Source organism: Nocardia vinacea, from assembly GCF_035920345.1.
Taxonomy (GTDB): domain Bacteria; phylum Actinomycetota; class Actinomycetes; order Mycobacteriales; family Mycobacteriaceae; genus Nocardia; species Nocardia vinacea_A.
On sequence record NZ_CP109149.1, the window covers coordinates 3,481,884 to 3,506,138 of the forward strand.

General features: G+C 65.8%; 27 protein-coding genes. 13 read left to right on the forward strand and 14 right to left on the reverse strand.

Annotated elements, in window-relative coordinates:
* Positions 1-39: 39 nt before the first annotated feature.
* Genes OIE68_RS16230 through OIE68_RS16240 form a run of 3 tightly spaced genes read right to left on the reverse strand, consistent with a single transcriptional unit; the run spans position 40 to position 2,622 of the window.
* Positions 40-1,026, reverse strand: a complete 987-nt coding sequence (locus OIE68_RS16230) for a hypothetical protein (RefSeq protein ID WP_327100185.1) — start codon at positions 1,024-1,026, stop codon at positions 40-42.
* Positions 1,013-2,302, reverse strand: coding sequence for a hypothetical protein (locus OIE68_RS16235; protein WP_327100186.1), 1,290 nt, complete (start codon positions 2,300-2,302; stop codon positions 1,013-1,015). Before OIE68_RS16235 ends, OIE68_RS16230 begins: the two co-directional genes overlap by 14 nt.
* Positions 2,299-2,622 carry a hypothetical protein gene (locus OIE68_RS16240; RefSeq protein WP_327100187.1) on the reverse strand — a complete coding sequence of 108 codons (324 nt, stop codon included), beginning with the start codon at positions 2,620-2,622 and terminating at the stop codon, positions 2,299-2,301. Before OIE68_RS16240 ends, OIE68_RS16235 begins: the two co-directional genes overlap by 4 nt.
* 366 nt (positions 2,623-2,988) lie before the next feature.
* On the opposite strand from OIE68_RS16240, the gene OIE68_RS16245 reads away from it, so the two are divergent.
* On the forward strand, positions 2,989-3,420 hold the full coding sequence (locus OIE68_RS16245; protein WP_327100188.1) for a L,D-transpeptidase: 432 nt from the start codon (positions 2,989-2,991) through the stop codon (positions 3,418-3,420).
* A 68-nt stretch (positions 3,421-3,488) separates the two neighbouring features.
* On the opposite strand, the gene OIE68_RS16250 is transcribed toward OIE68_RS16245, so the two are convergent.
* Entirely contained in the window at positions 3,489-5,084 is a 1,596-nt protein-coding gene (locus OIE68_RS16250) for an MDR family MFS transporter (protein ID WP_327100189.1), read from the reverse strand.
* Positions 5,081-5,713 carry a helix-turn-helix domain-containing protein gene (locus tag OIE68_RS16255; protein ID WP_327100190.1) on the reverse strand — a complete coding sequence of 211 codons (633 nt, stop codon included), beginning with the start codon at positions 5,711-5,713 and terminating at the stop codon, positions 5,081-5,083. The genes OIE68_RS16250 and OIE68_RS16255 overlap by 4 nt, the downstream gene beginning before the upstream one ends.
* A gap of 361 nt (positions 5,714-6,074) precedes the next feature.
* On the opposite strand from OIE68_RS16255, the gene OIE68_RS16260 reads away from it, so the two are divergent.
* Positions 6,075-6,944, forward strand: a complete 870-nt coding sequence (locus OIE68_RS16260) for an AfsR/SARP family transcriptional regulator (RefSeq protein ID WP_327100191.1) — start codon at positions 6,075-6,077, stop codon at positions 6,942-6,944.
* Here the strand turns inward: OIE68_RS16260 and accC are convergent.
* Positions 6,941-8,290, reverse strand: a complete 1,350-nt coding sequence (accC, locus tag OIE68_RS16265; RefSeq protein ID WP_327100192.1) for an acetyl-CoA carboxylase biotin carboxylase subunit — start codon at positions 8,288-8,290, stop codon at positions 6,941-6,943. The genes OIE68_RS16260 and accC overlap by 4 nt on opposite strands.
* A gap of 16 nt (positions 8,291-8,306) precedes the next feature.
* The gene (gene accA / locus OIE68_RS16270; RefSeq protein WP_327100193.1) at positions 8,307-9,998 is read right to left on the reverse strand and encodes an acetyl-CoA carboxylase carboxyl transferase subunit alpha; all 1,692 of its coding nucleotides are present in this window, start codon (positions 9,996-9,998) and stop codon (positions 8,307-8,309) included.
* Positions 9,999-10,165: 167 nt separating this feature from the next.
* Between accA and OIE68_RS16275 the strand changes: the two genes are divergently transcribed.
* The 7 genes from OIE68_RS16275 to OIE68_RS16305 are packed head-to-tail and all read left to right on the forward strand — an operon-like array spanning position 10,166 to position 16,779.
* Positions 10,166-11,434: a beta-ketoacyl-[acyl-carrier-protein] synthase family protein gene (locus OIE68_RS16275; RefSeq protein WP_327100194.1), complete on the forward strand. Its 1,269-nt coding sequence runs from the start codon at positions 10,166-10,168 to the stop codon at positions 11,432-11,434.
* Complete coding sequence (locus OIE68_RS16280; protein WP_327100195.1) at positions 11,431-12,648, forward strand: ketosynthase chain-length factor; 1,218 nt, start codon at positions 11,431-11,433, stop codon at positions 12,646-12,648. The genes OIE68_RS16275 and OIE68_RS16280 overlap by 4 nt, the downstream gene beginning before the upstream one ends.
* 10 nt (positions 12,649-12,658) lie before the next feature.
* Positions 12,659-12,904, forward strand: coding sequence for an acyl carrier protein (locus OIE68_RS16285; RefSeq protein WP_327100196.1), 246 nt, complete (start codon positions 12,659-12,661; stop codon positions 12,902-12,904).
* On the forward strand, positions 12,901-13,839 hold the full coding sequence (locus OIE68_RS16290; RefSeq protein WP_327100197.1) for an aromatase/cyclase: 939 nt from the start codon (positions 12,901-12,903) through the stop codon (positions 13,837-13,839). Before OIE68_RS16285 ends, OIE68_RS16290 begins: the two co-directional genes overlap by 4 nt.
* On the forward strand, positions 13,836-14,771 hold the full coding sequence (locus tag OIE68_RS16295) for an MBL fold metallo-hydrolase (RefSeq protein WP_327100198.1): 936 nt from the start codon (positions 13,836-13,838) through the stop codon (positions 14,769-14,771). Before OIE68_RS16290 ends, OIE68_RS16295 begins: the two co-directional genes overlap by 4 nt.
* Entirely contained in the window at positions 14,759-16,018 is a 1,260-nt protein-coding gene (locus tag OIE68_RS16300) for an FAD-dependent oxidoreductase (RefSeq protein WP_327100199.1), read from the forward strand. The genes OIE68_RS16295 and OIE68_RS16300 overlap by 13 nt, the downstream gene beginning before the upstream one ends.
* A 2-nt stretch (positions 16,019-16,020) precedes the next feature.
* Positions 16,021-16,779 carry an alpha/beta fold hydrolase gene (locus OIE68_RS16305; protein WP_327100200.1) on the forward strand — a complete coding sequence of 253 codons (759 nt, stop codon included), beginning with the start codon at positions 16,021-16,023 and terminating at the stop codon, positions 16,777-16,779.
* On the opposite strand, the gene OIE68_RS16310 is transcribed toward OIE68_RS16305, so the two are convergent.
* The gene (locus OIE68_RS16310) at positions 16,776-17,252 is read right to left on the reverse strand and encodes a hypothetical protein (RefSeq protein WP_327100201.1); all 477 of its coding nucleotides are present in this window, start codon (positions 17,250-17,252) and stop codon (positions 16,776-16,778) included. The two genes, OIE68_RS16305 and OIE68_RS16310, sit on opposite strands and share 4 nt — an antisense overlap.
* Positions 17,253-17,363: 111 nt before the next feature.
* The gene (locus OIE68_RS16315; protein WP_327100202.1) at positions 17,364-17,684 is read right to left on the reverse strand and encodes a winged helix-turn-helix transcriptional regulator; all 321 of its coding nucleotides are present in this window, start codon (positions 17,682-17,684) and stop codon (positions 17,364-17,366) included.
* A 195-nt stretch (positions 17,685-17,879) separates the two neighbouring features.
* Here OIE68_RS16315 and OIE68_RS16320 point away from each other — a divergent pair, with 195 nt between their 5' ends.
* Entirely contained in the window at positions 17,880-18,374 is a 495-nt protein-coding gene (locus tag OIE68_RS16320; protein WP_327100203.1) for a luciferase family protein, read from the forward strand.
* 29 nt (positions 18,375-18,403) lie between these two features.
* Positions 18,404-18,793 (forward strand): lipocalin-like domain-containing protein, encoded by a 390-nt coding sequence (locus tag OIE68_RS16325; protein ID WP_327100204.1) that lies wholly within the window; start codon positions 18,404-18,406, stop codon positions 18,791-18,793.
* Between the two features lie 9 nt (positions 18,794-18,802).
* Here the strand turns inward: OIE68_RS16325 and OIE68_RS16330 are convergent, their stop codons facing one another.
* Entirely contained in the window at positions 18,803-19,306 is a 504-nt protein-coding gene (locus tag OIE68_RS16330; RefSeq protein ID WP_327100205.1) for an acetyl-CoA carboxylase biotin carboxyl carrier protein, read from the reverse strand.
* 12 nt (positions 19,307-19,318) lie between these two features.
* Positions 19,319-20,101, reverse strand: a complete 783-nt coding sequence (locus OIE68_RS16335; RefSeq protein ID WP_327100206.1) for an SDR family NAD(P)-dependent oxidoreductase — start codon at positions 20,099-20,101, stop codon at positions 19,319-19,321.
* Positions 20,102-20,261: 160 nt separating this feature from the next.
* On the opposite strand from OIE68_RS16335, the gene OIE68_RS16340 reads away from it, so the two are divergent.
* Positions 20,262-20,681, forward strand: coding sequence for a nuclear transport factor 2 family protein (locus OIE68_RS16340; RefSeq protein ID WP_040692670.1), 420 nt, complete (start codon positions 20,262-20,264; stop codon positions 20,679-20,681).
* Positions 20,682-20,717: 36 nt separating this feature from the next.
* Positions 20,718-21,329, forward strand: a complete 612-nt coding sequence (locus OIE68_RS16345) for a malonic semialdehyde reductase (RefSeq protein WP_327100207.1) — start codon at positions 20,718-20,720, stop codon at positions 21,327-21,329.
* 199 nt (positions 21,330-21,528) lie between these two features.
* Here the strand turns inward: OIE68_RS16345 and OIE68_RS16350 are convergent, their stop codons facing one another.
* The 3 genes from OIE68_RS16350 to OIE68_RS16360 all read right to left on the reverse strand — a co-directional run bounded on the left by OIE68_RS16350 (position 21,529) and on the right by OIE68_RS16360 (position 24,237).
* A complete protein-coding gene (locus tag OIE68_RS16350; protein WP_327100208.1) occupies positions 21,529-22,752 on the reverse strand; it encodes an aspartate aminotransferase family protein in 1,224 nt (407 codons plus the stop codon).
* A 1-nt stretch (position 22,753) separates the two neighbouring features.
* Complete coding sequence (locus OIE68_RS16355) at positions 22,754-23,413, reverse strand: Pr6Pr family membrane protein (RefSeq protein WP_327100209.1); 660 nt, start codon at positions 23,411-23,413, stop codon at positions 22,754-22,756.
* 335 nt (positions 23,414-23,748) lie between these two features.
* On the reverse strand, positions 23,749-24,237 hold the full coding sequence (locus OIE68_RS16360) for a Pr6Pr family membrane protein (protein WP_327100210.1): 489 nt from the start codon (positions 24,235-24,237) through the stop codon (positions 23,749-23,751).
* Positions 24,238-24,255: the final 18 nt, after the last annotated feature.

Here is a 24,255-nt window from a genome sequence, read left to right on the forward strand (position 1 = left end):
CGCCGGATTCGGATCATCGACGCCGAGTGGAACTGACCGTCAGCCCGCGTTGATCGCGGTGATCAGCGTGCGATTGGCCGCCGTTCGCGTCGTGATGATCTGCGTGAAGGTCTGCGGCTGCTCGCCTGGAAGCTGCTGGGTCAGCCGGACCTCCCAATGCGCCTCCCCCGCATCGCTACCCGCGCGGGTGATCTGCACACAGTAGAGGGTGCCGATCGGTACCTGGTTGATTCCGCGCTGAATCTGGTCGGCGGCGGGCACATTCGCATCGTTGGCGACTACGCCGCGCGCGGCGAATCCGGAACGCTGCACATAGTAGGCACGTTCGAACGCGAGGATCGCCGACGGCCCATCGCTGGTGCCGCCGGGATCGGTGCCGGAGATGACATCACCGGTGCGCCGCTGTTCGCAGCCCGGCGTGGCGACCGCGGAAGGTTGGTCACCGGGTGCCGGGGTCGCTGAGGGGCGCCCGGCAGTCCCCTGGGCAACCGCCTGCGTCGTCGCGGCGGCAGGTCGCTTGTGATTGCCCGAACCGCCGAAGACGAACATCACCACCGATACCACTGCCAACACGACACCGAGCACGATCAGCACCGCGACGACTCGGTTGCCGCCACCTGTCGGTTGCGAATCGCGACGGCGCGGCGGATGCCGCAGTGCCGGACCGGGATTGCCGCCGGACCGATCGATGATCGTCGGTACGACGGAACTGGTCTCCGCCGGTAGCTCGGACTCGGCTTCGACCGCGCGCGTCGGAGGCCGACTGCGATTCGCCTCCGGTGGCGCCGCCGCGGGGCGCTGCGGTTCGAGCCACTCCTGCCAATCCCCGGCCGGCCGAGGACGGCGCGGCCGCTCGGGTGGATCGAGCGCATCGGCCAGCGGTGTCCGGGGCTGGCCCGAACCGAGGCGTACGGTCGGACGGCGGCGCCGCTTCGGGGTCGGAGCGGCGGGCCGGACCATGGGCAGCCCGGTGTCGAACGGATTGCCCTGGTTCTGGCTCGAGGAGCCGGAATCAGAGCTCGTCATTGTCGAATTCGCCGATCACCGCAGGCGGGACGGTCGCCAATACGGTCGGCACGGTGACGCCGAGTTGACCGTCGCGCGGTCGACGGTCCTCATCCGACTGCGATGACGGCGGCATCGCCAGACCACCGGTGGTGCCGGGTTGATTTGTCGGTTCCGGCCCAGACGGGCGCGATGGCGGCGCGTCCGCGCTCGCGGCCGGTGCCTGCGGCCCCGGTGCGGGCGCGGGTTTCGTCGCGGTCGGGCCGTCCAGGTTGGGCGGGATCACCGAGTTGGTTCCGATATTCGGCGCGGGCTTGGACGACTGCCCAGATCCGCCACCGAAGTCGATGACATTCGTGGGCTTGCTCGCGCTGTCACCGCCCGTGGGCGAATTCGTGGTGCTGCCCGGATGGATGAGTTCGGGAATCGCCTTATCGATGACCTTATCTGCGGACGCGGCCACGGTGTCCATGGCGTGCGTGCCGACTTCGGCGATCTTGTCGATGAGGTGGGTGCCGATATTGACTCCGGCATCGATGGCTGCGGTGCCGACCGATACGCCCGCGTTGATCAGGTACTGCTGCAATTGGAGTTGGGCAGCCTGCACCGGATCCAGTGGCGTCGTTGTGGTCACGCCCGCCGTGGTCACGCCGTTCGTCGTGCCCGGCACGACCGTCTGCTGGGTGGTGCCGACACCCTGTGGCGTGGTTACCGTGAGCGGCCCCATCGCATCCAACCGCGCAGTGTGGTCATCCATTTCCGACTGCGCCGTGCTGACCGCGGTGACCGCGTCGCGCAACGCCTGGGTCGCCCGCGCGATTACCGCGTCGGAATCCGAGGACGCACTCGCGGTGCTCATGATCTGCTTGGCGTCGCGACGGAAGTCCGCGATGATCTGATCCACCTTCTGCGCGGCGCGGGCGCTGGTGGCATGGGCGTCGCCGAGCACCGACAGGTACTCGGGTCCGCGATCGGTGATATCACCGATCTGAGTTTGCGTGGTGCGCAATGCCGGAACGGCATCATCGGCGGCGCGGGAGGTCCATGTCGATTCGAGGGCGTGCAGGCCCTCGCGGTGCGGGCCCTCGGCATCGGCGGCCTGGGTGGACGCGGTGGACAGCGCGTTGACGACGGACTGGTCCGGAGTCGCGACGCCGCTGCCGAGCGAAGCGCGCAATTGCAGCAGCGGCTCGACCAGCGCCGCTACGATCGGCGGATCCGCATTCGGATCAACGGGCGTGCTGGCGGGAGTATCGGAGGCGTTGTTCGTGGGCCGCCGTCGAAGCAGTCGTCTCATGGCAGCGCCTCTCCTTGCCGGGCAAGAGCGCCCGCGGAATCGACATCGATACCCTGCATGTCCGCGCTGTAGTCGCGCAGCACCTGCCCGTAGGCGGCGACCAGTTGCCCTGCGGTCGAGAGCGCCTGCACGTGTTCATTCACCTTCTCGGTGAACCGGGCCACGAATCCGGCACCGACCTGACCGAGGTCGGCGGCCAGCCGCTCGGGATTCACGGCGCCACCCGCGACCTCCGACGCCGAGGCCAGTTGTTGCGACACCGTATTCGCGATCGTGGTGTAGGCGGCCATCGCCGCCGGGTCGAGCTTCAGCGCGTCCACTGTTCCCCCTTAATACGGAAACCAATCTGTCGCGTCACATTTCGACACTCCGAGCGTACTTGGGACCCGGGCAATGCGCGCGCGGATCCTTTCGTTCCGTTGGAGTCTATGCCGCCGGATCCGTCGCTTATGCCGACATCGGTCCGGTTCCGCAGATACCGAGGTCGAATGCGGAAATGATCACTTTCACCTCGCGCCGGTTCTATGCTTGTGGCGACGGAGTTGGTCCCATCATCACCCTGGCGATCCCCGCGCAGGGTGCCGGCAAGGGTTAGAGGGGGCAGGAGCGTGAAGAACAGCAAACGTTTTCGAAACTGGTCGGTCAGATCCGCTTTACTCGTAGGTGCCGTTTCCGCAGGTCTCCTGATGGCGGGGACGGTACAGGCCGAGCCGTTGTGGCCCGGTGGACCGGATATCGGCACACCGGCGATCATCCCGCCGGTTCCGATCGTCGCACCGTGTGGCACCACCGCACGCATGTGCATGCGGCTGTCGACGAACGAGGCCTGGCTGATGGACAACGGCAAGGTCACCTACGGTCCGACCCCGATTTCGCACGGGCGGCCGGGATATGAGACACCACCCGGCGTCTTCAAGGTCGCCTTCAAGCGGGAAGACTTCTGGAGCACCATGCACAACGCTCCGATGAAGTGGGCGGTCTTCTTCAACGGCGATATCGCCACCCATATCGGCCCCATCGAGGAGCAGTCGCACGGCTGCATCCGGATGACCCCCGAGGGCGCCGAAGCGACCTACCGCTACCTCAACCCCGGTGACGTGGTCGAAGTCGTACCCTGACACCGGATTTGCGCATGAAAGGCCCGGGCGGATTCCGCCCGGACCTTCTCATATCCTCCTCGCCTGCCTCAGTTTTCTCCGACGAGCTGCGGATCCGCGTCTTCTTCCATTACCGCCTCGCCGCGGGCGACCATGCCCGCTTCATCGGCGAGCTTCATATGGGGAATGAACAGCGCGAGCACGAAGGCGATTACCGCGCCTGGGATCAGGTACCAGAAGCCGGGGACCAAGGCGTCCACGTAGGCGCCGACGATGGCGTCATGTAGGCCGTCGGGTAGATGCTTGACCACCGAGGGCACCAACGCGCCTGGATCCAGCTTCGCCGCTGCGGCTTCGGGCCCGTGGGAGACGAAGACATCGGTGAGGCCCTCGGTCAAACGGTTGGTGAAGATGGAGCCGAAAATCGCCACGCCCAGTGCGCCGCCCATTTCACGGAAATAGTTGTTGGCGCTGGTGGCGGTGCCGATTTGGTCGGGGGCCACGGCATTCTGGACGACCAGGACGATGATCTGCATGATCAGGCCGAGGCCCGCACCCATGACGAACAGCATGGCGGAGACGACCCACATCGGGGTGTCCGCGTCCAGGCGGGTCAACCAGAGCATGTCCACGAACATCAAAACCGCGCCGAGGGGCGGATAGAGCTTGTAGCGGCCGGTTTTGGTGATCATCGTCATCGAGGCGATCAATGCGATCATCAGACCGACCATCATCGGAATCAGCAGCAGACCCGATACCGAAGCCGAAGCGCCCGTTGCCATTTGAAGATAGGTCGGGATAAAGGCGAGGGCGGCGAACATCACCAGGCCGACCACGAAGCCGATCGCGGAGGTCAGCACGAAGGTGCGATTGCGGAACAACCACAGCGGCAGCATCGGCTCCTCCGCGCGCGCCTCCACCAGCACGAAGGCAGCGACCACCACGACGAACGCCGCGATCATGGTGACCATAACCGTTGAGCCCCAAGCGTATTGCTTGCCGCCCCAGTCGGTGATCAGGATCAGCAGCGTGGTCGCGGCCGACATCAACACCACACCGAGATAGTCGGGCCGGGTCTTGGGCCGGTGGCTGGGGATGCTCAAGTAGCGGAAGGCGATGAACAGTGCGGCAATTCCGATCGGCACATTGATCCAGAAGCACCAGCGCCAGCCGAGATGGTCGGCGAAGAAACCGCCGAGCAGCGGTCCCGCGACCGAGGTGATGCCGAAGACCGCGCCCATCGGGGCCATATATTTGCCGCGATCCTTGGCGGGCACCACATCGGCGATGATGGCCTGCGCCAGAATCATCAGACCACCACCGCCGACGCCCTGCAGGCCGCGGAAGGTGATGAACTCCCAGAAACTCGTCGACGCGGCGGCGCCGATGGAGGCCACTGTGAAGATCGTGATGGCGAACAGGAACGGCCAGCGCCGCCCGAACAGATCGCCGAATTTGCCGTAGATCGGCATCATGATGGTGGTCGCGAGCAGATATGACGTTGCGGTCCAAGCCATATGGGAGATGCCGCCCAGATCGCCGACGATGGTCGGCATCGCGGTGCCGACGATGGTCTGGTCCAGGCTGGCCAGGAACATCCCCGCGATCAGCGCGCCGAAGATGAGCCAGATCCGCTTCTGGGTCAGGACAATCGGCGCGGGCGGCGATTCAGCTGTGATGGTCATCTCTTGCGTCTCTCTTTCCTGCCGTCATGCTGTTCGAACAGCCGCGCGGCCATTGCGCAGTGTTCGCGTACTGCCGCCGCCAGCGACACAGTCGGATCTCCGACCGTGGTCATCGCTGCCCGCGTGGTGATGTTCGTCATGAATCCCGCTGCCAGACCGGCGAATTCGGGCGCTACGGCACTGCCGAGCCGAGCCGAGAGCAGGTCGATCATCACGCTCTGCAAGCGGGCGCCCGAGGCGACGAAGGCCGCGAGCACCCGCGGCTCGGTCTTGATGATCTCGGTAACCAGCGCGATGCCCTCGCGCACCTCGGTTTCGGATTCGAAGCCGTGCACGAACAACCAGGTGAGATCGTCCATCAGCACGCCACTCGGCCCGCCCGCGATGAACTGCTCGCGCAACTCCGGTGTGCCGATCTCGCCGATCGGACCGACTACCGCATCCATTTTCGTCTCGTAGTAGTTGAAGAACGTGCGGGGCGAGACCCCGACCGCTCTCGCGATGTCCTCGACGGTCGTCGCGTCCAACCCGTGCTCGACCGCGAGCCGTCGTGCGGCGAGACAGAGATCGAGCTCGGTCTGGCGTTTCTTCTGCTCCCGCAACCCGATCGGGCGCTCGTCCTTGGACATGTCCGCCAAAGTAGCACAAACTGCAATTTTTCAGAAACTGCAAGTTCGGGCGCATGCGGCTCGCAGCCGAGAGACCCCGGCCCGGACAGCTCCGAGCTGTGAACAATCCGCTGCCCATTCGGAAGCGAATCGCCGGCTACGCGCAACCCGAGCGAGCGTCGTCCCACGAATTGGCCCGATGCGCGAATCTCCTTGGCAGGAAGGAGAATTAGCGCACCCTGCGCGCCCAGTTAACTCCGATATAACTCAAGATTCATCGACTTGATACTGAATTTTGGATAGTGTTGATATTGCCTACAGCGAGGTGGGATTTCGAGAACTCACGTCGGTCGGGGGGATAACGCCCGTAGGAGAACTCCAGGTGAAGTATCCAGTGTGCGCTCGCGTGTTAGGTCCATTGACGCTTGCCCTCAATAACCACAACGCAACGCCGACAGCACAGAAACAACGCCAACTACTCGCCTTACTACTCGTCAGACACGACACTGTCGTTCCGGTAACAACGCTGGTCGAAGAGCTGTGGAACGACGATCCACCACGCAGCGCCGTCACTGTCGTGCAGACCTATGTACTGGGAATTCGAAAGAAGATGGCCGAGCAGCTCGGCATCGGGCAGTCCGAGGTGGCCGAACGATTTCTCCGGACACGCAGTAAGGGGTATTCGTTCGATGTCAAGGACTGCGTCTTCGATTTGCGCGACTATCAGAGCATGTCCGAGGCCGCGCGCTGTGCCGCCAAGGCAGGCGACGACTATCGCGCGGTAGATCTGTTCACCGCCGCGGAGGCGCTGTGGAGCGGTCCGGCGCTGGTCGATGTGGAGGGCGGTATCCCGCTCGCCGCGGAGATCTCGCATCTGGATCACCTGCGGCTGACCAATATCGAGCTGCGCGTCGAGGCCGAACTGCGGCTCGGTCGATATCGCGAAGTCTCCCCTGACCTGGCCCGACTCACCATGCAGCACCCGCTGCACGAGCGGCTGCAGGCGTACTACATGTTCGCACTGAGTCGTGCGGGCCAGCGCGCCCGCGCGCTGGAGTCCTACCAGCAGTTCAGCAGGTCGATGCAGCGCGAGCTCGGCCTCGATCCATGCCAGAAGCTGCAGAAATTGCATCGGGATATCCTCGCCGCCTCCGATGTATCGGTCAGTGCCATGCTCAACAGCCGTCACGCGGGATACCTCATCGGCTGGTACTCCCCCGAATTCCGCGCGGCTCGAGCAGAACCCGCCTAATCCGCTCGCAATAACTCGTCCACCAGCGCGGTCGAATGCGTCGCCGACCGCATGGCCGGGTGGTCGAGTACTTCCCGCAGAAAATCCCGGGTCGTCTCGACGCGCGCACCCGAAATCCGGAATTCGGCCAGGGCTCGCCGCATGCGCGCGAGCGCCTGGTCCCGGTCCGGCGCCCATACGATCAGTTTGGCAAGTAGCGAATCGTAATGCGGTGGGATCGAATATCCGGCGTGCACATGCGTATCGACACGAACGAACGGACCACCGGGGGGAGTGAATTCGGCCACAATTCCGGGTGCCGGTGCGAATTCAGCAGCCGGGTCCTCGGCATTGATGCGGCATTCAATTGCCGCACCACGCAGGAAAATATCGTGCTGCGCGATGCTGAGCGATTGCCCTGCCGCGATATAGATCTGCTCGGCAACCAAATCGATACCGGTAACCATTTCTGTCACCGGATGTTCGACCTGGATTCGGCAGTTCACCTCCATAAAATAGTAATGCCCCTGCCGATCCACCAGAAATTCCACGGTTCCGGCGCCGACGTACCCGGCTTCCAGCACCCCGTCCACCGCGGATTTGCCCATCCGCGCCGCGAGCCCCTCCGGCAGCCGCGGCGCGGGCGATTCCTCGATGAGCTTCTGGTGCCTGCGCTGCACCGAGCAGTCGCGTTCACCGAGGTGCACACCGTTGCCGTAGCCATCGCACAACACCTGGATCTCGACGTGCCGGGCGCCCTCGAGGTACTTCTCCAGATAGACTCGACTGTCCCCGAACAACATTCGCGCGGTCGCCCGCGTCTCCTGATAGGCGCGTGGGAACGCCGCACTGTCGCGTACCACCTGCATCCCGCGCCCGCCGCCACCCGCGGCGGCCTTGATGATCACCGGGTACCCGATCGAGTCGGCCAGTGCGTGCGCATCCTCGGGTTCGAGCGGATCCAGACTGCCCGGCAGCAGCGGTAGCCCCGCCTTGGCCATCAGGGTGCGTGCCGACTGCTTATCACCGAGTTGGGCCATCACATCGGCGGGCGGACCGATCAGGGTGACACCCGCCGCGCGGCAGGCATCCGCGAAATCCGGTGACTCCGAAAGGAATCCGTAGCCGGGATGGATCGCATCGGCGCCGGTCGTCTCAGCCGCGGCGAGTACGGCGGCCGCATTGAGATAGCTGCGTTTGGCCGCGGCCGGCCCGATCTGCACCGATTCGTCGGCAAACTGCACGACGGCCGACTCCGCGTCGGCGACCGAATGTACCGCTACGGTGCGCACCCCGAGTTCCCGGCAGGTGCGCGCGACCCGCAGCGCGATCTCGCCGCGATTGGCGATAAGAATCTTCTCGAACATGGTGTCCCGCACTCTCCTACGCCACCGACCGAACCGGAACCTGCTGCCGCGCACCGAACCGTCGGAACCGGGCGCGCCGCTCGGCGGCGAGGTCTTCGCCGCCACAACCGGTCAACTCGCGCAGGCTCGCCGCCAGCGCACGATGCAGTTGGTTCGCCGCCGCCAGCGGTGCCGCACCCACATCGTCGCCGGGTTCGGGCAGCACCGCATCCACGATGCCCAGCCGCAGCAGGTCACCGGCCGTAAGTGACAGCGCGGCAGCGGCTTTCGGTGCCGCAGCCGGATCGTTCCATACGATGGCCGCGCATCCTTCCGGGCTGATCACCGAATATGTACCGTTGGCGAACATCAGCACCCGATTGGCGACGCCGAGCGCCAACGCGCCGCCGCTGCCGCCCTCCCCGATCACCACGCTGATCACCGGCACCCGCAGTGCGGACATCAGCCGGATATTCTCCGCGATCACCACCGCCTGCCCCTGCTCCTCGGCGGTCGCGCCGGGATAAGCGCCGGGAGTGTCGATCAACGTGATCACCGGCAGCCCGAGCTTTTCGGCGAAACGCATGAGCCGTGCGGACTTTCGGTAGCCCGCCGGAGTCGGCATACCGAAGTTGCGCGCCATCAACTCCTTCGGCTCACGCCCCTTCTGATGTCCGATTACCACGACCGGCTGGTCACCGAGCCATGCGGTTCCGCCGACGATGGCCGGGCAGTTCCCCGAGATGCGGTCCCCGCGCAACTCCTGGAAGCCTTCGAAGGCCAGGGCGAAGTAATCGAGCGCGGTCGGTCTGCTCGGCGTGCGCGCCCGCCGAACCTGCGCCCAGGGATCGCTGTCGGGAACCCGAGCCGGGTCGGTGATGGTTCCCGCGTCCAACTCGGTCACCGCATCGCCGGTCGGATCGACCGGACCGGCCACTCGCAGCAGGGACCCGAGTGCCTGGCGCAATCCGGCGCGCGGCACGATCATATCGATCAGCCCGCGCTCCAACAGGAATTCGGCGGTCTGGAACTTCGGCGGCAGTTCTTGACGGATCGTCTGTTCGATCACCCGGCGACCAGCGAAGCCCAGCCGCGCCCCCGGTTCGGCGATCAGCACATCCGACAGCGTGGCGAACGACGCCGCGACCCCACCGTAGGTCGGGTCGGTGATCAGTGTGATGGTGAGGATGCCCGCGCGGTCCAGCTGTTCCAGCGCCGCACTTGTTTTCGCCATCTGCATCAGCGACAGCGGTCCCTCCTGCATTCGTGCGCCACCCGAGGCGGTGACGATGAGCAGCGGAATCCGTTCGGCGAGCGCGGTTTCCGCGGCCGCGGTGATCATCTCGCCGACCGCGGTGCCCAGACTGCCACCGAGGAACCGGAAATCCATGGCCGCGATGATCACCGGATTGCCGTCGACAGCCGCGAACGCGCACAGCACGGCATCGTGCATGCCAGTGCGCGCCCGGGCGGCGGCGAGCCGGTCCGGATAGGGCTTGGTATCGGTGAAGGTCAGCGGATCGTCGTCGGTGGGGATGACGGCGAGCGGTTCGAACCGGCCCTCGTCGGCGAGCTGGGCGATGCGCTGCTCGGCCGGGATCGGGGTGTGTCTGCCGCATTCGCCGCAGACACCGAGGTCGCGGGCGAATCGCTTGCCGTACAGCGGAATCAGACAGGCCGGGCAGAGTACCCAGTCCGCGGCACCGTCCAGGCCGTGTGCTGACTTCATCACGCGTGTCTCCTGTGCTCGGGGAAGGTGCGACCCAGCCTGCGCGCACCCGCTAGAGAACAGCTCGACTCCGGCGCTCGAGTCAGGTTCGAGGACCGCCTTCGATGCTTGACCCCACGATCGAAGGGAGATAACGCCATGAACCCCAACGCATCCGGTGGTGCGGTATGAGCCGCCGCGTTGTCGTCACCGGACTAGGTGTCCGCGCGCCCGGCGGTTCGGGTAAGGACAAGTTCTGGAAACTGCTGTCCGAGGGCCGTACCGCGACGCGCCGGATTTCATTCTTCGACCCCACGCCCTACCGGTCCCAGGTGGCGGGCGAGGCCGATTTCGACCCGATTCAGGAAGGGTTGTCGCCCAGGGAAATTCGCCGTATGGACCGAGCGGTGCAGTTCGCCGTGGTGTGCGGACGGGAGGCGGTGGCCGATAGCGGCATCGATATCGGATCGCTGGATCCGCACCGGCTCGGCGTCAGCCTCGGCAGCGCGGTCGCCGCGGCGACCAGCCTGGAGCAGGAGTATCTCGTGCTGTCGGATTCCGGTAAGAACTGGCTGGTCGACCAGACCTACCTGTCCCCGCACATGTTCGACTACATGGTGCCGAGCGTAATGCCCGCCGAGGTGGCCTGGAGTGTGGGCGCGGAAGGGCCGGTCGCCATGGTCTCCAACGGCTGCACCTCCGGGTTGGATTCGGTCGGCCACGCCGTGCAGTTGATCCGCGAGGGTTCGGCCGATGTGATGCTGGCCGGCGCGGCGGATACCCCGATTACGCCGATCGTGGTGGCTTGCTTCGATGCGATCAAGGCCACCACCTCCCGCAATGACGATGCCGAACATGCCTCCCGACCGTTCGACAACTCGCGCAATGGCTTCGTGCTCGCGGAGGGGGCGGCGCTGTTCGTACTGGAGGAGTACGAGAGCGCGCGCAAGCGGGGCGCGCGTATCTACGCCGAGATCACCGGCTACGCCACGCGCTGCAACGCCTACCACATGACCGGCCTCAAGGCCGACGGCCGGGAGATGGCCGAGGCGATCCGGGTCGCACTGGACGAATCGCGCATCGACCCCACCGGCGTGAATTACATCAACGCGCACGGTTCGGGCACCCGGCAGAACGATCGGCACGAGACCGCCGCCGTAAAGCGCAGTCTCGGCCAGCACGCCTACGCGACGCCGATGAGCTCCATCAAATCGATGGTCGGCCACTCGCTGGGCGCCATCGGTTCGGTCGAGATCGCCGCCTCCCTGCTTGCGCTGGAATACCAGGTGGTGCCGCCGACTGCGAATCTGCACGAAGCCGACCCGGAGTGCGATCTGGACTATGTGCCGCTCACCGCGCGCCAGCACCGGATGGACACCGTGCTCACCGTCGGTAGCGGATTCGGTGGCTTCCAGAGCGCGATGGTGTTGCGTAAACCCCAGGCGGTGGCGGCATGATCCTGGTTACCGGTATGGGCGTGCTCGCGCCGAATGGCCTCGGCGTCGAGCGCTTCTGGGATGCGGTGTTGGATGGCCACAGTGGTATCGCACCGCTGACCCGGTTCGACACCAACCGCAGCACCGCGCGATTGGCCGGACAGGTCGCCGATTTCGATGCGGCCGAACATCTGCCGAGCCGATTGCTGCCGCAGACCGATATTTCGACGCGGATGGCGTTGGTGGCCGCGCAGTGGGCCCTGGACGACGCCAAGGTCGATACGGCGGCACTGACCGACTACGACATGGGTGTGGTCACCGGAAATGCCTCCGGCGGTTTCGAATTCACCCATCGCGAGTTCAATAAGCTGTGGTCGCGCGGTTCCGAGCATGTGAGCGTCTACGAGTCGTTCGCCTGGTTCTACGCGGTGAATACCGGGCAGATCTCGATCCGGCACGGTATGCGCGGGCCGAGCAGTGCGCTGGTCGCCGAACAGGCGGGCGGTTTGGACGCGGTCGGGCACGCCCGCCGGACGGTCAACCGCGGCACCCCGCTGGTGGTCACCGGCGGCGTGGATTCCGCGCTCGATCCCTGGGGCTGGGCCTCACATCTGGCCAGCGGCGAGGTCAGCACGTCGGACGCGCCGGAGCGTGCCTATCTGCCATTCGACACCGCAGCGGCCGGATATGTGCCGGGTGAGGGCGGTGCGATGCTGGTGGTCGAGGACGCCACGGCGGCCCGTGCCCGCGGCGTTCCGAAGGTGCATGGCGAAATCGCCGGGTACGCTTCGACATTCGATCCGGCGCCGGATTCGGGAAGACCCTCGGGTCTGCGCCGCGCCGCGGAACTCGCACTCGCCGACGCCGGTATGGGACCGGGCGATATCGATATCGTCTTCGCCGATGCGGCGGGTGTACCCGACCGCGATCGGGACGAGGCGGCGGCCATCGAGGCCATCTTCGGCGCCGGTGGCGTCCCGGTCACGGCGTCGAAACCGCTGACCGGACGGCTGTTCTCGGGCGCGGGCCCGCTCGACATCGTGACCGCACTGCTGTCCATACGCGATTCGGTGATTCCGCCGACCGCCTACACCACCACCCTCGCCGAGGACTACCGGATCGATCTGGTTCTCGGCGCACCGCGGCCCGCCACCGTCGGCGGCGCCCTCGTCCTGGCCCGTGGCCGTTGGGGTTTCAACTCCGCGGTCGTCGTGCGCGCTGTCGACCAAACCTAGGGAGCCGATCATGACCATGACAATTACCGAATTACGCCGGATCCTTGTGGAATGCGCGGGCGGCGATGATATCGCCGAAGATATCGCCGGACTCGACTTCGAACAGCTCGGCTACGACTCCCTGGCGCTCATCGAAACGGCCTCGCGGATCCAACGCGATTTCGGCGTGCTGATCCCGGAGGAACAGCTCATCGATGTCACGACGCCGCAGGAGCTGGTCGATATCGTCAATAGCCAATTGCGCGGTGCTGCATGAATACACAGGTGATGAGCCACACCAAGGTGGTGCAGGCGCCGCCAGAGGTCGTCTACGCCCTGGTCGCGGATGTGACCAAATGGCCGGTGATCTTCGCGCCGAGCGTGCTGGTGCGTCATCTGCACCGCGGACCCGATGAGGAGCGGTTCCGGTTGTGGGCCACCGTCAATGGTGAGGTGAAGAATTGGACCTCCCGGCGGGTGCTCGATGCGGCGCAACGGCGCATCGTCTTCGAACAGGAGCGCAGTCACGCACCGATCGCGTCCATGGGCGGCGGCTGGTCGTTCCGCGAAATCGATCCCGGCACAACGAAGGTCACCCTCGACCACCGCTTCACCGTGGTGGACGGCGCCGATCCGGATCTGGTGGCGGGCGCGGTGGATCGCAATAGCGAGACAGAGTTGGCCGCGTTGGCTCATATCGCAGAGCTGGGACATCCGGTCGACGAGGTGGTGCACACCTTCGAAGACGCCGTCTCGCTCGATATTGCGGCGGCCGAGGCATACGACTTCATCTACCACAGCGAGCGCTGGCCCGAACACGTCCCGCACGTCGGCAGGATCGAACTCGACGAGGACGCCGATGGTGTGCAGCTGATGGAGATGGATACCGTTACCGCGGGCGGTATTCCGCACACCACCAAATCGGTGCGCGTCTGCGTCACCGACGAGCGGATCGATTACAAGCAGCTGCTGCCGCCTGCCATGCTCTTCGGGCACAGCGGCGCATGGGAATTCGCGGACGGTCCGGACGGTGCGGTGGTGACGGCACGGCACACAGTTGCGATCAATCCGGTTGCCGCCCGCGAAGTCCTCGGGGCCGATACCGATCTCGCCGATGCGCGCGCATATCTCACCGAAGCGCTGTCGACCAACAGCCGCAATACCCTGCTGTGCGCGGTGCGGTATGCCGAGTCCGTGAAGTCACCGACATGACCGCCACCGAACCACCGATGGTGGCCGGGGGCCCGGTCGTGCGCGAAATCGCCGACCGGGTCTACGCGTACACGCACAGTCGAGGCGGCTGGTGTGTCAGCAATGCGGGCGTGCTGGCGGGGCCGGGCGGGGCGGTGGTGATCGATACGCTGGCGACCGAGGGACGCACCCGCGCGCTGGTCGAATTCGTCGACGGCCTCGATATCGGTCCGGCCAGAACGATTGTCAACACCCACCATCACGGCGACCACAATTTCGGCAATCACCTCTTCGGGCCCACCGCGGTCGTCATCGGCCACGATCGGATCCGGCCGGAGATGATCGAGACCGGACTCGCGCTGACCGAACTGTGGCCGCAGGTGCAGTGGGGCGATGTGCGAGTAACCCTGCCCAGCATCACCTTCAGCGGCCGCGTGACCCTGCATATCGGCGAACGGCGCGTCGAACTATTCCACCTCGGACCGGCCGCGCACACCACCAATGATGTGGTGGCGTGGCTGCCCGAGGAGAAGGTGCTCTTCGCCGGAGATCTGGTGATGTCGGGGGCCGCGCCGTTCTGCCTGATGGGATCGGTCAGCGGGACGATAAACGCGATCAGCAGGCTAGCCGAACTGGGCGCGGAAACTGTGGTGTCCGGGCACGGTCCGGTGACCGGACCCGAGATCTTCGAGCAGACATTGCGATATCTGCGGTGGGTGCAGGAGCTGGCCGCCGAGGGCCGCTCCCTCGGACTCACCCCGCTGGCCATCGCGCTCGAGGCCGATCACGGTGAATTCGCCGATCTGGTCGACGAAGAGCGCATAGTCGGCAATCTGTACCGCGCCGATGCGGAGTGGGCGGGCGGTCCGATCGGCGAGCCGCTGGATGTGCTGTCGATTTTCGGCGAGATGATCGTGTACAACCACGGGCAGGTGCCGACATGTCTGGCGTGACAACCGAATCGGTGCGGGTCTGCGTGGTCGGCGGCGGACCGGCCGGGCTGATGACCGGTCTAGTGCTCGCCCGATCGGGCGTGGAAGTGCTTGTGTTGGAAAAGCATCCGGACTTCCTGCGCGACTTCCGCGGTGACACCGTGCACCCATCCACTCTCCGGGCGATCGACGAACTCGGGCTGGCCACCGAATTCCTCGCGCTACCGCACGTCGAACTGCCACAGCTGCCGATGGCCACCGCGAGTGGGCCGGTGATCTTCGCCGACTTCCGCTCGCTCCCAGGCGGTTTCCCGTTCGTGGCATTTATGCCGCAGTGGGATGTGCTGAACTTCCTGGCCGAGGCCGGTGGGCGGTACCCGGGCTTCCGCTTGATCCAGCGGGCCGAGGTCACCGAACTCATCCAGGAGCACGACACCGTGGTCGGCGCACGGGTACGCACACCCGAGGGACCTCTCGAGGTCCGGTCCCAGTTGGTGATCGCCGCGGATGGACGCAATTCGATTGTGCGCGGCGGCCTGCTGGAGGTCGCGGCCGGCGCGGCGCCGATGGACGTGCTGTGGTTCCGGGTCAGCAAACCCGACGGCGAGCGGCTGCCTACCGTGCGCAGCGGCAATGGCTTCTTCATCGTCTGCATCGACCGCGGCGACTACCTGCAGGTCGCCTACATGATCCCGAAGGGCGGATTCGCGACTGTGAAGGCCGCCGGACTCGCCGACTTCCGTGCCGACCTCGCCGCGATCTATCCGAGCCTCACCGAGCATCTGGCGGCCGAGATCCGCACCTGGGATGACGTGAAACCCCTTGATGTGCGGGTGGATCGGCTACGGCGCTGGTACCGGCCCGGCCTCCTCGCGATCGGCGATGCGGCCCATGCCATGTCGCCCGCGGGCGGAGTCGGCATCAATCTCGCGGTACAGGACGCGATCGCGACCGCCCGGCTGCTCGCGCCCATCCTCGGCACGGGTGCTCGACCGAGCGTCGCACAATTGCGCGCCGTGCAGAGCAGGCGTGAATTCCCCATGCGCGTAGTCCAATTCGCGCAACTGCGGCTGCTGTCGGATCTCTATCCGAATGCCGGACGACCGGGCACCGACAGGCCACTGCTGGTACGTCTGCTGCGGCGCTTTCCCCGGCTACCCCGTTTGGTGGCCCGGGTGATCGGGCTCGGCATCCGGCCCGAACATGTGCCACCGGTGGCCGATGTCGCCGGAACCGTCACTGCCCTAACGAAATTCAGGGAGAACTGATCGTGTCGACATATCTGCTCGTGCATGGCGCATTTCACGGCGGCTGGGCCTGGCAGCGGGTGCTGCCGCTGCTCGAGGACGCCGGACATCGTGTGCTGGCCCCGTCGCTTGTCGGCCTCGGCGACCGCGCCGATCTCTTGACCCCGGATGTCGGCCTGGATACCCACGTCGAGGATCTGGTCGGCCTGCTCACCTCCGCGGATCTCACCGACGTCGTCCTGGTCGGGCACAGCTACGCGAGCATCGTGGTGACCGCGGTCGCCGACGCCGTCCCCGACCGCATCGCCGAACTCGTCTATATCGACACCTTCGTCCCGCGCGACGGTGAGGCGGTCGCCGACATCATGCCCGGTATGGTCGATGCCTTCGCCGCCGCGGCCACCGAATACGGCGATGGCTGGCGCGTACCGCCGCAGACCGAGCCGATGGGCGACGGCGGCCTGTACGGCATCACCGAGGAACCCGATTTGAGCTGGGCCGCCTCGATGATGACCGCACAGTCGCTCGAGACTTTCCAACAGCGCATGCTGCTCACGAATCCCATTGCGCTGGCGGATATTCCGGTGACACACGTGTATTGCAGCGAGGGCGGCGAAGCCTACAAGGCCATGCGCGCCGCCATGCCGCGCACCCTGCCGCCCGCCGACCTGCCGCCCGGCCGTCTGCACGTGCTGCCGACCGGGCACGACTGCATGATCACCATGCCGCGCGAATTGGCCGGGCACCTCCTGGCATTGGCACCGCGGACAACGCTTGCCTAATGCAGGACACCGTAGGTCGCCGCAAGGGTGAACCCGTGCGCTCCGGTCTCGCAGGTCACCGTGCCCTGGTAGCCGATGCCGCAGGTGGTGCCACCGACGGCGACCTTCTGCCCCTCCGGCAGCACCTGCGCGCCACCCGGGTAGGTAAAGGTGGGTTGGTCGGCCGTCAGGAAATGGGCCGCTTCCACGGTCGACGAACGCACCTGGTTCGTGCCCGGCGGTGCGTCGATCGGCACCGCATCGCATCCGGCCGGGCCGTCCAGGAAGAATCCGCAGTTGCGGCCGTCGGGCGACCGGAAGAAGACGGCGCCCTTGTAGTGCGGGTCGTCGACCAGATATCCGGTCTCGTCCACCGGTGTCAGCTGATCGAGCCCATTGGGGTCGGCGGCTGCCGGGCCGGCGGCGGTCGCCACGGCGGCAATGGCGAGTGGTACCAGGGTCGACAGAGCGAACAGCTGCGAGCGATCGAACACGATGCGCCTCCTTGGTCGTCATCCGACGGAACCCCATGACGTTAGCGGTGAATCCGCGCGATAGCCATTGCCTCTCGATGACGAAACAGTTTGCCGCCCAGCCGGATCGGGTCAGGATTCGGCCGCGTCGTACGCGGCGCGGGCGGCGAGTACTTCGCTGAGATGTGCGCTCGACCAGTCGACGATGCTCGCGAAGACCGGGGTCAGGGTGACCGCGAGCGGGGTGGCTTCGTACTCGACGCGGGGTGGCACCTCGGCGTGGTAGGTGCGGGACACCAGTCCGTCGCGTTCCAGCTGGCGCAGGCGCTGGGTCAGCACCTTGGGGGTGAGGCCAGGGATGCGCTGTTCGAGTTCGGTGAAGCGCAGTCGGCCGTCATGGGTCAGCACCCAGAGCACCTGGGTGGACCACCGGCCGAAAACGAGGTCGATCACCGGGGTGATCGGACACGGATCGACGGCGGCCGGCCCACTCGCCGCCCGACCACCACCCCTCATCGAATCGCTACGCGATGCCTGCCTCATTGGTCCTCACTTTCCACTTGGTAAGTACTATACTTTGGAAAGTACTGTGAAGCCAGGGGTCGTGAGCGAGCACCACCGCGAACGAAAACCGAAGGGAACACAGTCATGACAACGGCATCCGTGGACGGACGCATCGATCTGCCGCGCCGCTCCGGCGACCGGCCGCGCACCCGGGCACACAATCCACATCAGCAGCTCAACCAGCTAGCGCCACCGGATCTGCAGGAAACCCTGTGGTCGCGGATGACCACGCTGAACGGCGTGCTGCTCGGCCGCAGCGGCGTTTCGCTGCCCGATACCCGGGCGCTGCATCTGCGCCCGACGATCGCCAAAGGACCGGGCGAGGCATATCTGGTCGGCACCGAATTCGCCCATCTACACGGATACGACGACGGCAGCCTGCACATGTGCCTGCCGAAAGATATTGCGGCCGAGGCGATCACGCAGGGCTGGGCGGAATTGCATCCCATGGCGCGGCAGCGTTTTCTGCCGCAGACGCTGGTAATGGTCTACGGGCCACGCGATCTCGACGAACTCGAGATGGTCTGGCGACTGGTGCGGATCAGCCACGGTTTCGCGCGTGGGGCGGCTACAGCGTGATTAGAGCGGCGGCCGCCATCGTGGGAGACATGAACGCCACCGATCTCGTCGGAACCTGGGAATTGCTGTCCTACTTCGATATCGACGAACACGATGCGACCAGCACCGGGCCACTGGGTGACGCACCGCGCGGCCTGCTGATCTACGGCGCGCACGGCTATATGTCGGTGAGCATGATGCGCACCGACGCAGCGACGGGCACACCGCCCTTCATGGGTTATGCGGGAACCTGGCGCAGGCGCGGCGCGGAGATGGTGCACGCGATCACCGTGTGCTCCAACCCGGCCTGGGCCGATACCGAACAGGTGCGCCAGATGTCGCTGAACGGCGACGTCCTCACGCTCATCGGAGCCGCACGGGTCGACGGGCGGATGCAGCGCCGGGTGCTGACCTGGCGCCGCTCCTGCCCGCCGTCCTGAAATCGCCTGTTATTCAGGCGAATACGAGAATAAGGGCTCATCGAATTGGACCGGTTCGTTGTTTTCCTTGAGTATCTCGGTGATCACGCCGCCAGCCTGCGCGGTCACCGGGATCATCAACTTCATCGCCTCCACGATGGCGATCTGCTGTCCGGCCGTCACCCGGTCGCCCACCTCTACGAAGGGGGCCGCGCCCGGTTCCTGGCCGCGATAGAACACCCCGACACTCGGTGCGCGGAAGACCGCACCGAGTGCCGGCTCATCGGGCGCGGCCGGGGTTTCCACCGCTCCCCCTGCCACTTCGGGGGCCACGCCGAGCGGTGCTGCCGAGACCTGCCATTCGGCCTCGATCGTCACCTCACCCACCTGGACACGCAGCGCGCTCGGCTGCTGCGGAAAACCCGCGAGCAGTTGCAGCGCACCCGTCTGGATCGCCTCGAGGATCCGCAGATACTCGTCGTGCCCGGTTGCGCCGTCGAGCGCACCCGATGTGTTCTCCTCCACTGCGGTCATTGCCCAGGCCTCTCAGTAATTGCCAAGTCCGCCACAGACATTCAGCGCCTGCGCGGTGACCGCGCCCGCGCCGGGGCCGATCAGATAGTCGACCATCGCCGCGACCTCGAACGGCTGCACGTAGCGTCCGATCGGCACACGTGCGCTCACCCGGGCGTGCACCTCGTCGGTATCCACACCCCACAGACCGGAGTAGACCTCCCGAACCCGTTCGGCCATCGGGGTTTCCACGAAACCCGGGCACACCGCGTTCACCGTGATCCCGGTCTTGGCCAGTTCCAGTCCGAGCGCCTTGGTGAAGCCGACCACGCCGTGTTTGGAGGCCGAATACGGCGCACCGTGTACGACACCCTGTTTGCCGCCGGTGGAGGCGATATTCACGATGCGGCCGCTGCCGCGCTCGAGCATGCCGCCCGCGGTCAGCGCTGCCTTGGTCATCAGGAAGACGCTGTTGAGGTTGGTATTGATCACGTCGAACCACAGCTCGTCGGTGACTTCCGCGGTGACGCCGCCGCCGCTGCGTCCCGCATTGTTGACCAGGATGTCGACCGGGCCATAGCGCCGCACGCCCGCGTCGACATATTCACGGATCTGCGCGGCATCGACGACATCGCAGACCGTGCCGTCGACCTCGTGACCGTCGTCCTGCAGGCTCTTGACCGTATCGGTCAACTTCTGCTGATCGCGAGCGCAGATGAACACCGCGATGCCCTGGGCCGCCAGGCTTTTGGTGATCTCCAGGCCCATACCGCTGGTCGCTCCGGTGACCAGCGCGACGCGCTGACTTTCCGCCATGACTCCTCCATCGGTCTTTCCGTACTCGCCGGGCTTTTCGACCTCCAGACTCGTCGCGGGTCCTATAGCCCCGGTCAACCCGCGCGCGGCTCGAGCCAGTCTCTAGCGGCATCGGCGACCGTTGCGTCCAGCCGCGCCCCGCCGCAACCAAGGAGCCACCATGACCACCGTCGCCAGCCGCACCGAGTTGTACGCCGAGGTCCAGCAGTTCTACGCCGATCAGATGCAGCGGCTGGACAACCGCGACATCCCGGGATACGCCGAAACCTTCACCGAGGATGCGGAATTCGAACACACACCGGGCCGGCCACCGGCCCGGACCAGGGCGGGCATCGTCTCGGACCTGGTCGAATTCCACAAGCGTTTCGAGGCTGATCCGATGCAGCGCAGGCACTGGTTCAACATGATCAACCTGCAGCCGCAGGACGATGGAACCATCGTCTCCACCGCCTACTGCCTCGTGGTCAAGATCCGGCCGAACAGCAAGCCCGAAATCGCGCCGAGCTGCGTCGTACACGACGTGCTCGTCCGGGTGGAGGGCAATCTGCTGACCCGGTCCCGGCGCGTCGCCCATGACTGATTCCGCTGTCCCCGACGATATTTCGAGGAGTACCACGTGAACACCGTGCAGCCAGAAACCCTGTTGACCCTTGCCGCCGAAGCCCAGGACCTGTTGTTCCGGGAGGCGCGCACCGCGAACACCTTCACCGACGCACCGGTCACCGACGACCAGATCCGCGATATCTACGAACTGATCAAATACGGCCCCACATCGATGAATCAGCAGCCGCTGCGCATCGTCCTGGTTCGCAGCCCGGAGGCACGGGCCCGCCTGGTCACCCACATGATCGACAACAACAAGCCCAAGACCGCGGCCGCACCCCTGACCGCAATCCTGGCCGCCGACTTGAACTTCCACGAAAACCTGCCGAAGGTCTTCCCGCACGCCCCCGAAGCCATGGACTATTTCGCCGACCGGGGCTACCGCGCCGAATCGGCCCGCTTCAACGCCCTCATCCAAACCGGTTACTTCATCCTCGGCATCCGCGCGGCCGGTCTCGCCGCAGGTCCCATGAACGGTTTCGATGCCGAGGGTCTCGACAAGGACTTCTTCCCCGACGGCACCCACAGCGCACTGGTCGTGGTCAACATCGGCATCCCGGGCACCGACGCCTGGTTCCCCCGCTCCCCCCGCCTGACCTACGACGAGGTCGTCACCACCGTCTAGACGACCCCCGCCGGCGAGTGGCAGGCGCGCCACTCGTCGGCGACACCAGGGCGGGAACATACCTCACCAGCGCGATCGCCCTAGCTGGTCAGACGATCACCATGCGTTGTTGGCGGCATAGGCCGATAACACCAGCGCATGGTGACCCTCTGTCCGAATTGGTGCAGGCTCGGCAGATCAGCAGCCCGGGCGTGTCGGCTCATCCCAGGGCACGGGTGAAGCCCTCGACGAGTTCGTCGACTTGGGCGTCGGTCATGACGAAGGATGGGGAGATCTGCATCGCGCCCTGACCTGCTGCACGTCCCGAAATACCGTTGGCTCGTAGAGTTTTGACCAGCGGGAGACCTTCGGCGGGATCGGCCAGTTGGATCGCGGCCACAGCGCCGAGGCCGCTGCGGACCTCGGCGACGCGGGGGTGATCCGCGAGGGGCGCGAGCTTTTCGTGGAGGGTGGATTCCAGGCGCTTCGCTTCGGCGAGGAGGTTTTCACGTTCGATGATGGCGAGGTTGGCGAGGGCTGCGGCGGCGGCGCCGGCGTGGCCGCCGTAGGTGTAGCCGTGGCGCCACCAGACGCCGCCGCGGAAGAAGGGGTCGGCGATGTGGGGTGCGATGAAGACCGCGCCCATCGGGACGTAGCCGGAGGTGAGGCCCTTTGCGGTGGTCATGAGATCGGGTTCGAGCTCGAAACGGGTTGCGGCGAACCAGGATCCGCCGATGCGGCCGAAGCCGGTGACGACCTCGTCGACGACGAAGAGGATGTCGTGATCGCGGCAGATGCGGCGGACCTCGGTGAGGTAGTCGTCCGGCGGCAAGTAGATCCCGCCCGCGCCGATGATGGGTTCGCAGAAGAAGGCCGCGATGCGCTCCGCGCCGATCTCCTCGATGAGCGCGAGTAGCGCCTTCGCATCGTCCCATTCGACGGTGCGGGCATCTGCCATCAGCTCGCCGTAGCCCTCGCGGTTGACCGGTATTCCCGCCAAAGCCGTTCCCGCGATATGCATTCCGTGATACGCGCGCTGTCTGCCGACCACAATGGTCTTGTCCGGCCGTCCCAGCTCGTGCCAGTAGCGGCGGGCGAGCTTGGCCGCGGTGTCCACCGAATCCGAGCCGCCGGAGGTGAAGAAGATCTTGCTGCCCGGCACCGGTGCGATGCTCGCCAACTTCTCCGCCAACTCCTGTGTGGCGGGTTCGGCGAAATCACCGAAGTTCGAATAGTGCGCGACCGTGCGCAGCTGTGCGGCGACCGCATCCGCGATCTCGGCGCGTCCGTGCCCGACATTGGTGAACCACAGCCCGGCCGTCGCGTCCAGATACCTGGTGCCCGCCTGGTCGTAGATGTAGGCACCCGCACCGCGTGCCACGACGAACGCGCCATCGCGTTCGACAGCACCCATGTCGGCGAACCCGTGCCATAGCGCGCCCATGTCAACCACCTCTATTCGACAACCACGTCACTTCGTCGCTCCCCGGCTCGTCCGCACCGCGCCGGCGGCCGCACAGCGCACCGAGCGCGGCCACCGCGACGACGAGTAGCGCGAATCCGATGACCAGGACCACCAGGCCCATCGCCATCGACACATAGCCCTGATGCCGTGGATCGAGGAACGGGTACGGATACCAGTCGACGATCGGCCCACGAATGAGGGTGTACGCGCCGTAGCCGAGCGGGTAGACCAGCCAGCACGCGATCAGCCGCCCGGAAATACCGAGAGCGACCGGTGCCAGCACCCAGTCCACGATCATCACCATAGGCATGATGCGCTGCAGCACGTCATCCACCCACCCCTGTTCATCTCCCACCGGGATATGCGACAGCAGCACCGCGTACACGATGCCGATGATGAGCAGATACAGCGTGGCCGCACCGCGCACCAACTGCCAGTGTCGATCACGCGGATCGAACAGCGCCCCGACCAGCAGTACGAGCAAACCGAGGAGATTCGCCTGATCGGTGAAGAGGTTCAGATCACCGGCCTGAACCGAGCCGTTCTGCAGCAGTCCGACGATGAGCGCGACCAGGCCGAGTACCGCGAACGCGACCCGAAGCCACCGTATCCACCAAGGAGAAATCGCGACGGCGCGCATGCCGCGATTGTTGCACGGACGGTGGCATGCACTCCGCGGTAACGCGGATCTGGTCGGCGGAGCGGAGCTGTTTCGTCACCATTCATCCACTGGCACACCTGTTTCCGACAACCAACCGCGACACGAAATTCAGACCGGCAGAGTCGTTGCTGATCACGCGGGACGAGCGAACGATCGACGCCTTCGGGACCGATCTACACGACCGTGAACACCGGATACCGTCCTTCCGAGCGGGATTCGCGCAAGCGGATGCGGAAGACGCACGACTCCACGGGATCTGGCCTACTTCAGCCCGTCGAGCCGTTCACTGATCCGGTGGCGGCCGACTCAGGAGGTCACCAAGCGAATCTGCTCGACTTCAGGAGCTGGTCAGGCGGTTGAGATCGGCTCGCGTCGCCGGTCGACCAGTGCGCCGAGAGCGGCGACGGCCAGTAGGGCGAAGACGCCGGTGAGGATGACCAGGCCGATGACGAGGGAGACGTCGCCCTGTTCGCGGGGGTCGATGAACGGGTACGGATACCAGTCGACGATGGGCCGCGGATGAGGGTGTGCGCGCCGTAGACGACCGGGTAGATGAGCCAGCCGCCGATCAGTGCGTGGCTGATGCCCAGGGTCACCGGGACCAGGATCCAGTTCAGGACCATGACGATCGGCAGGATGCGGTGCAGGATGTCGTTGATCCATCGGTCGGTGAGCATGACGTCGACCTTGGCGAGCAGGACGGCGTAGACGACGCCGGTGATCAGCAGGTAGAGGGTGGCGGCGCCGCGAATCGCCTGCCAGCGGCGGGCGCGGATCGCCCCGATCTCGTCGATTCTTCCCACATCAGGACCGCTCCGAGC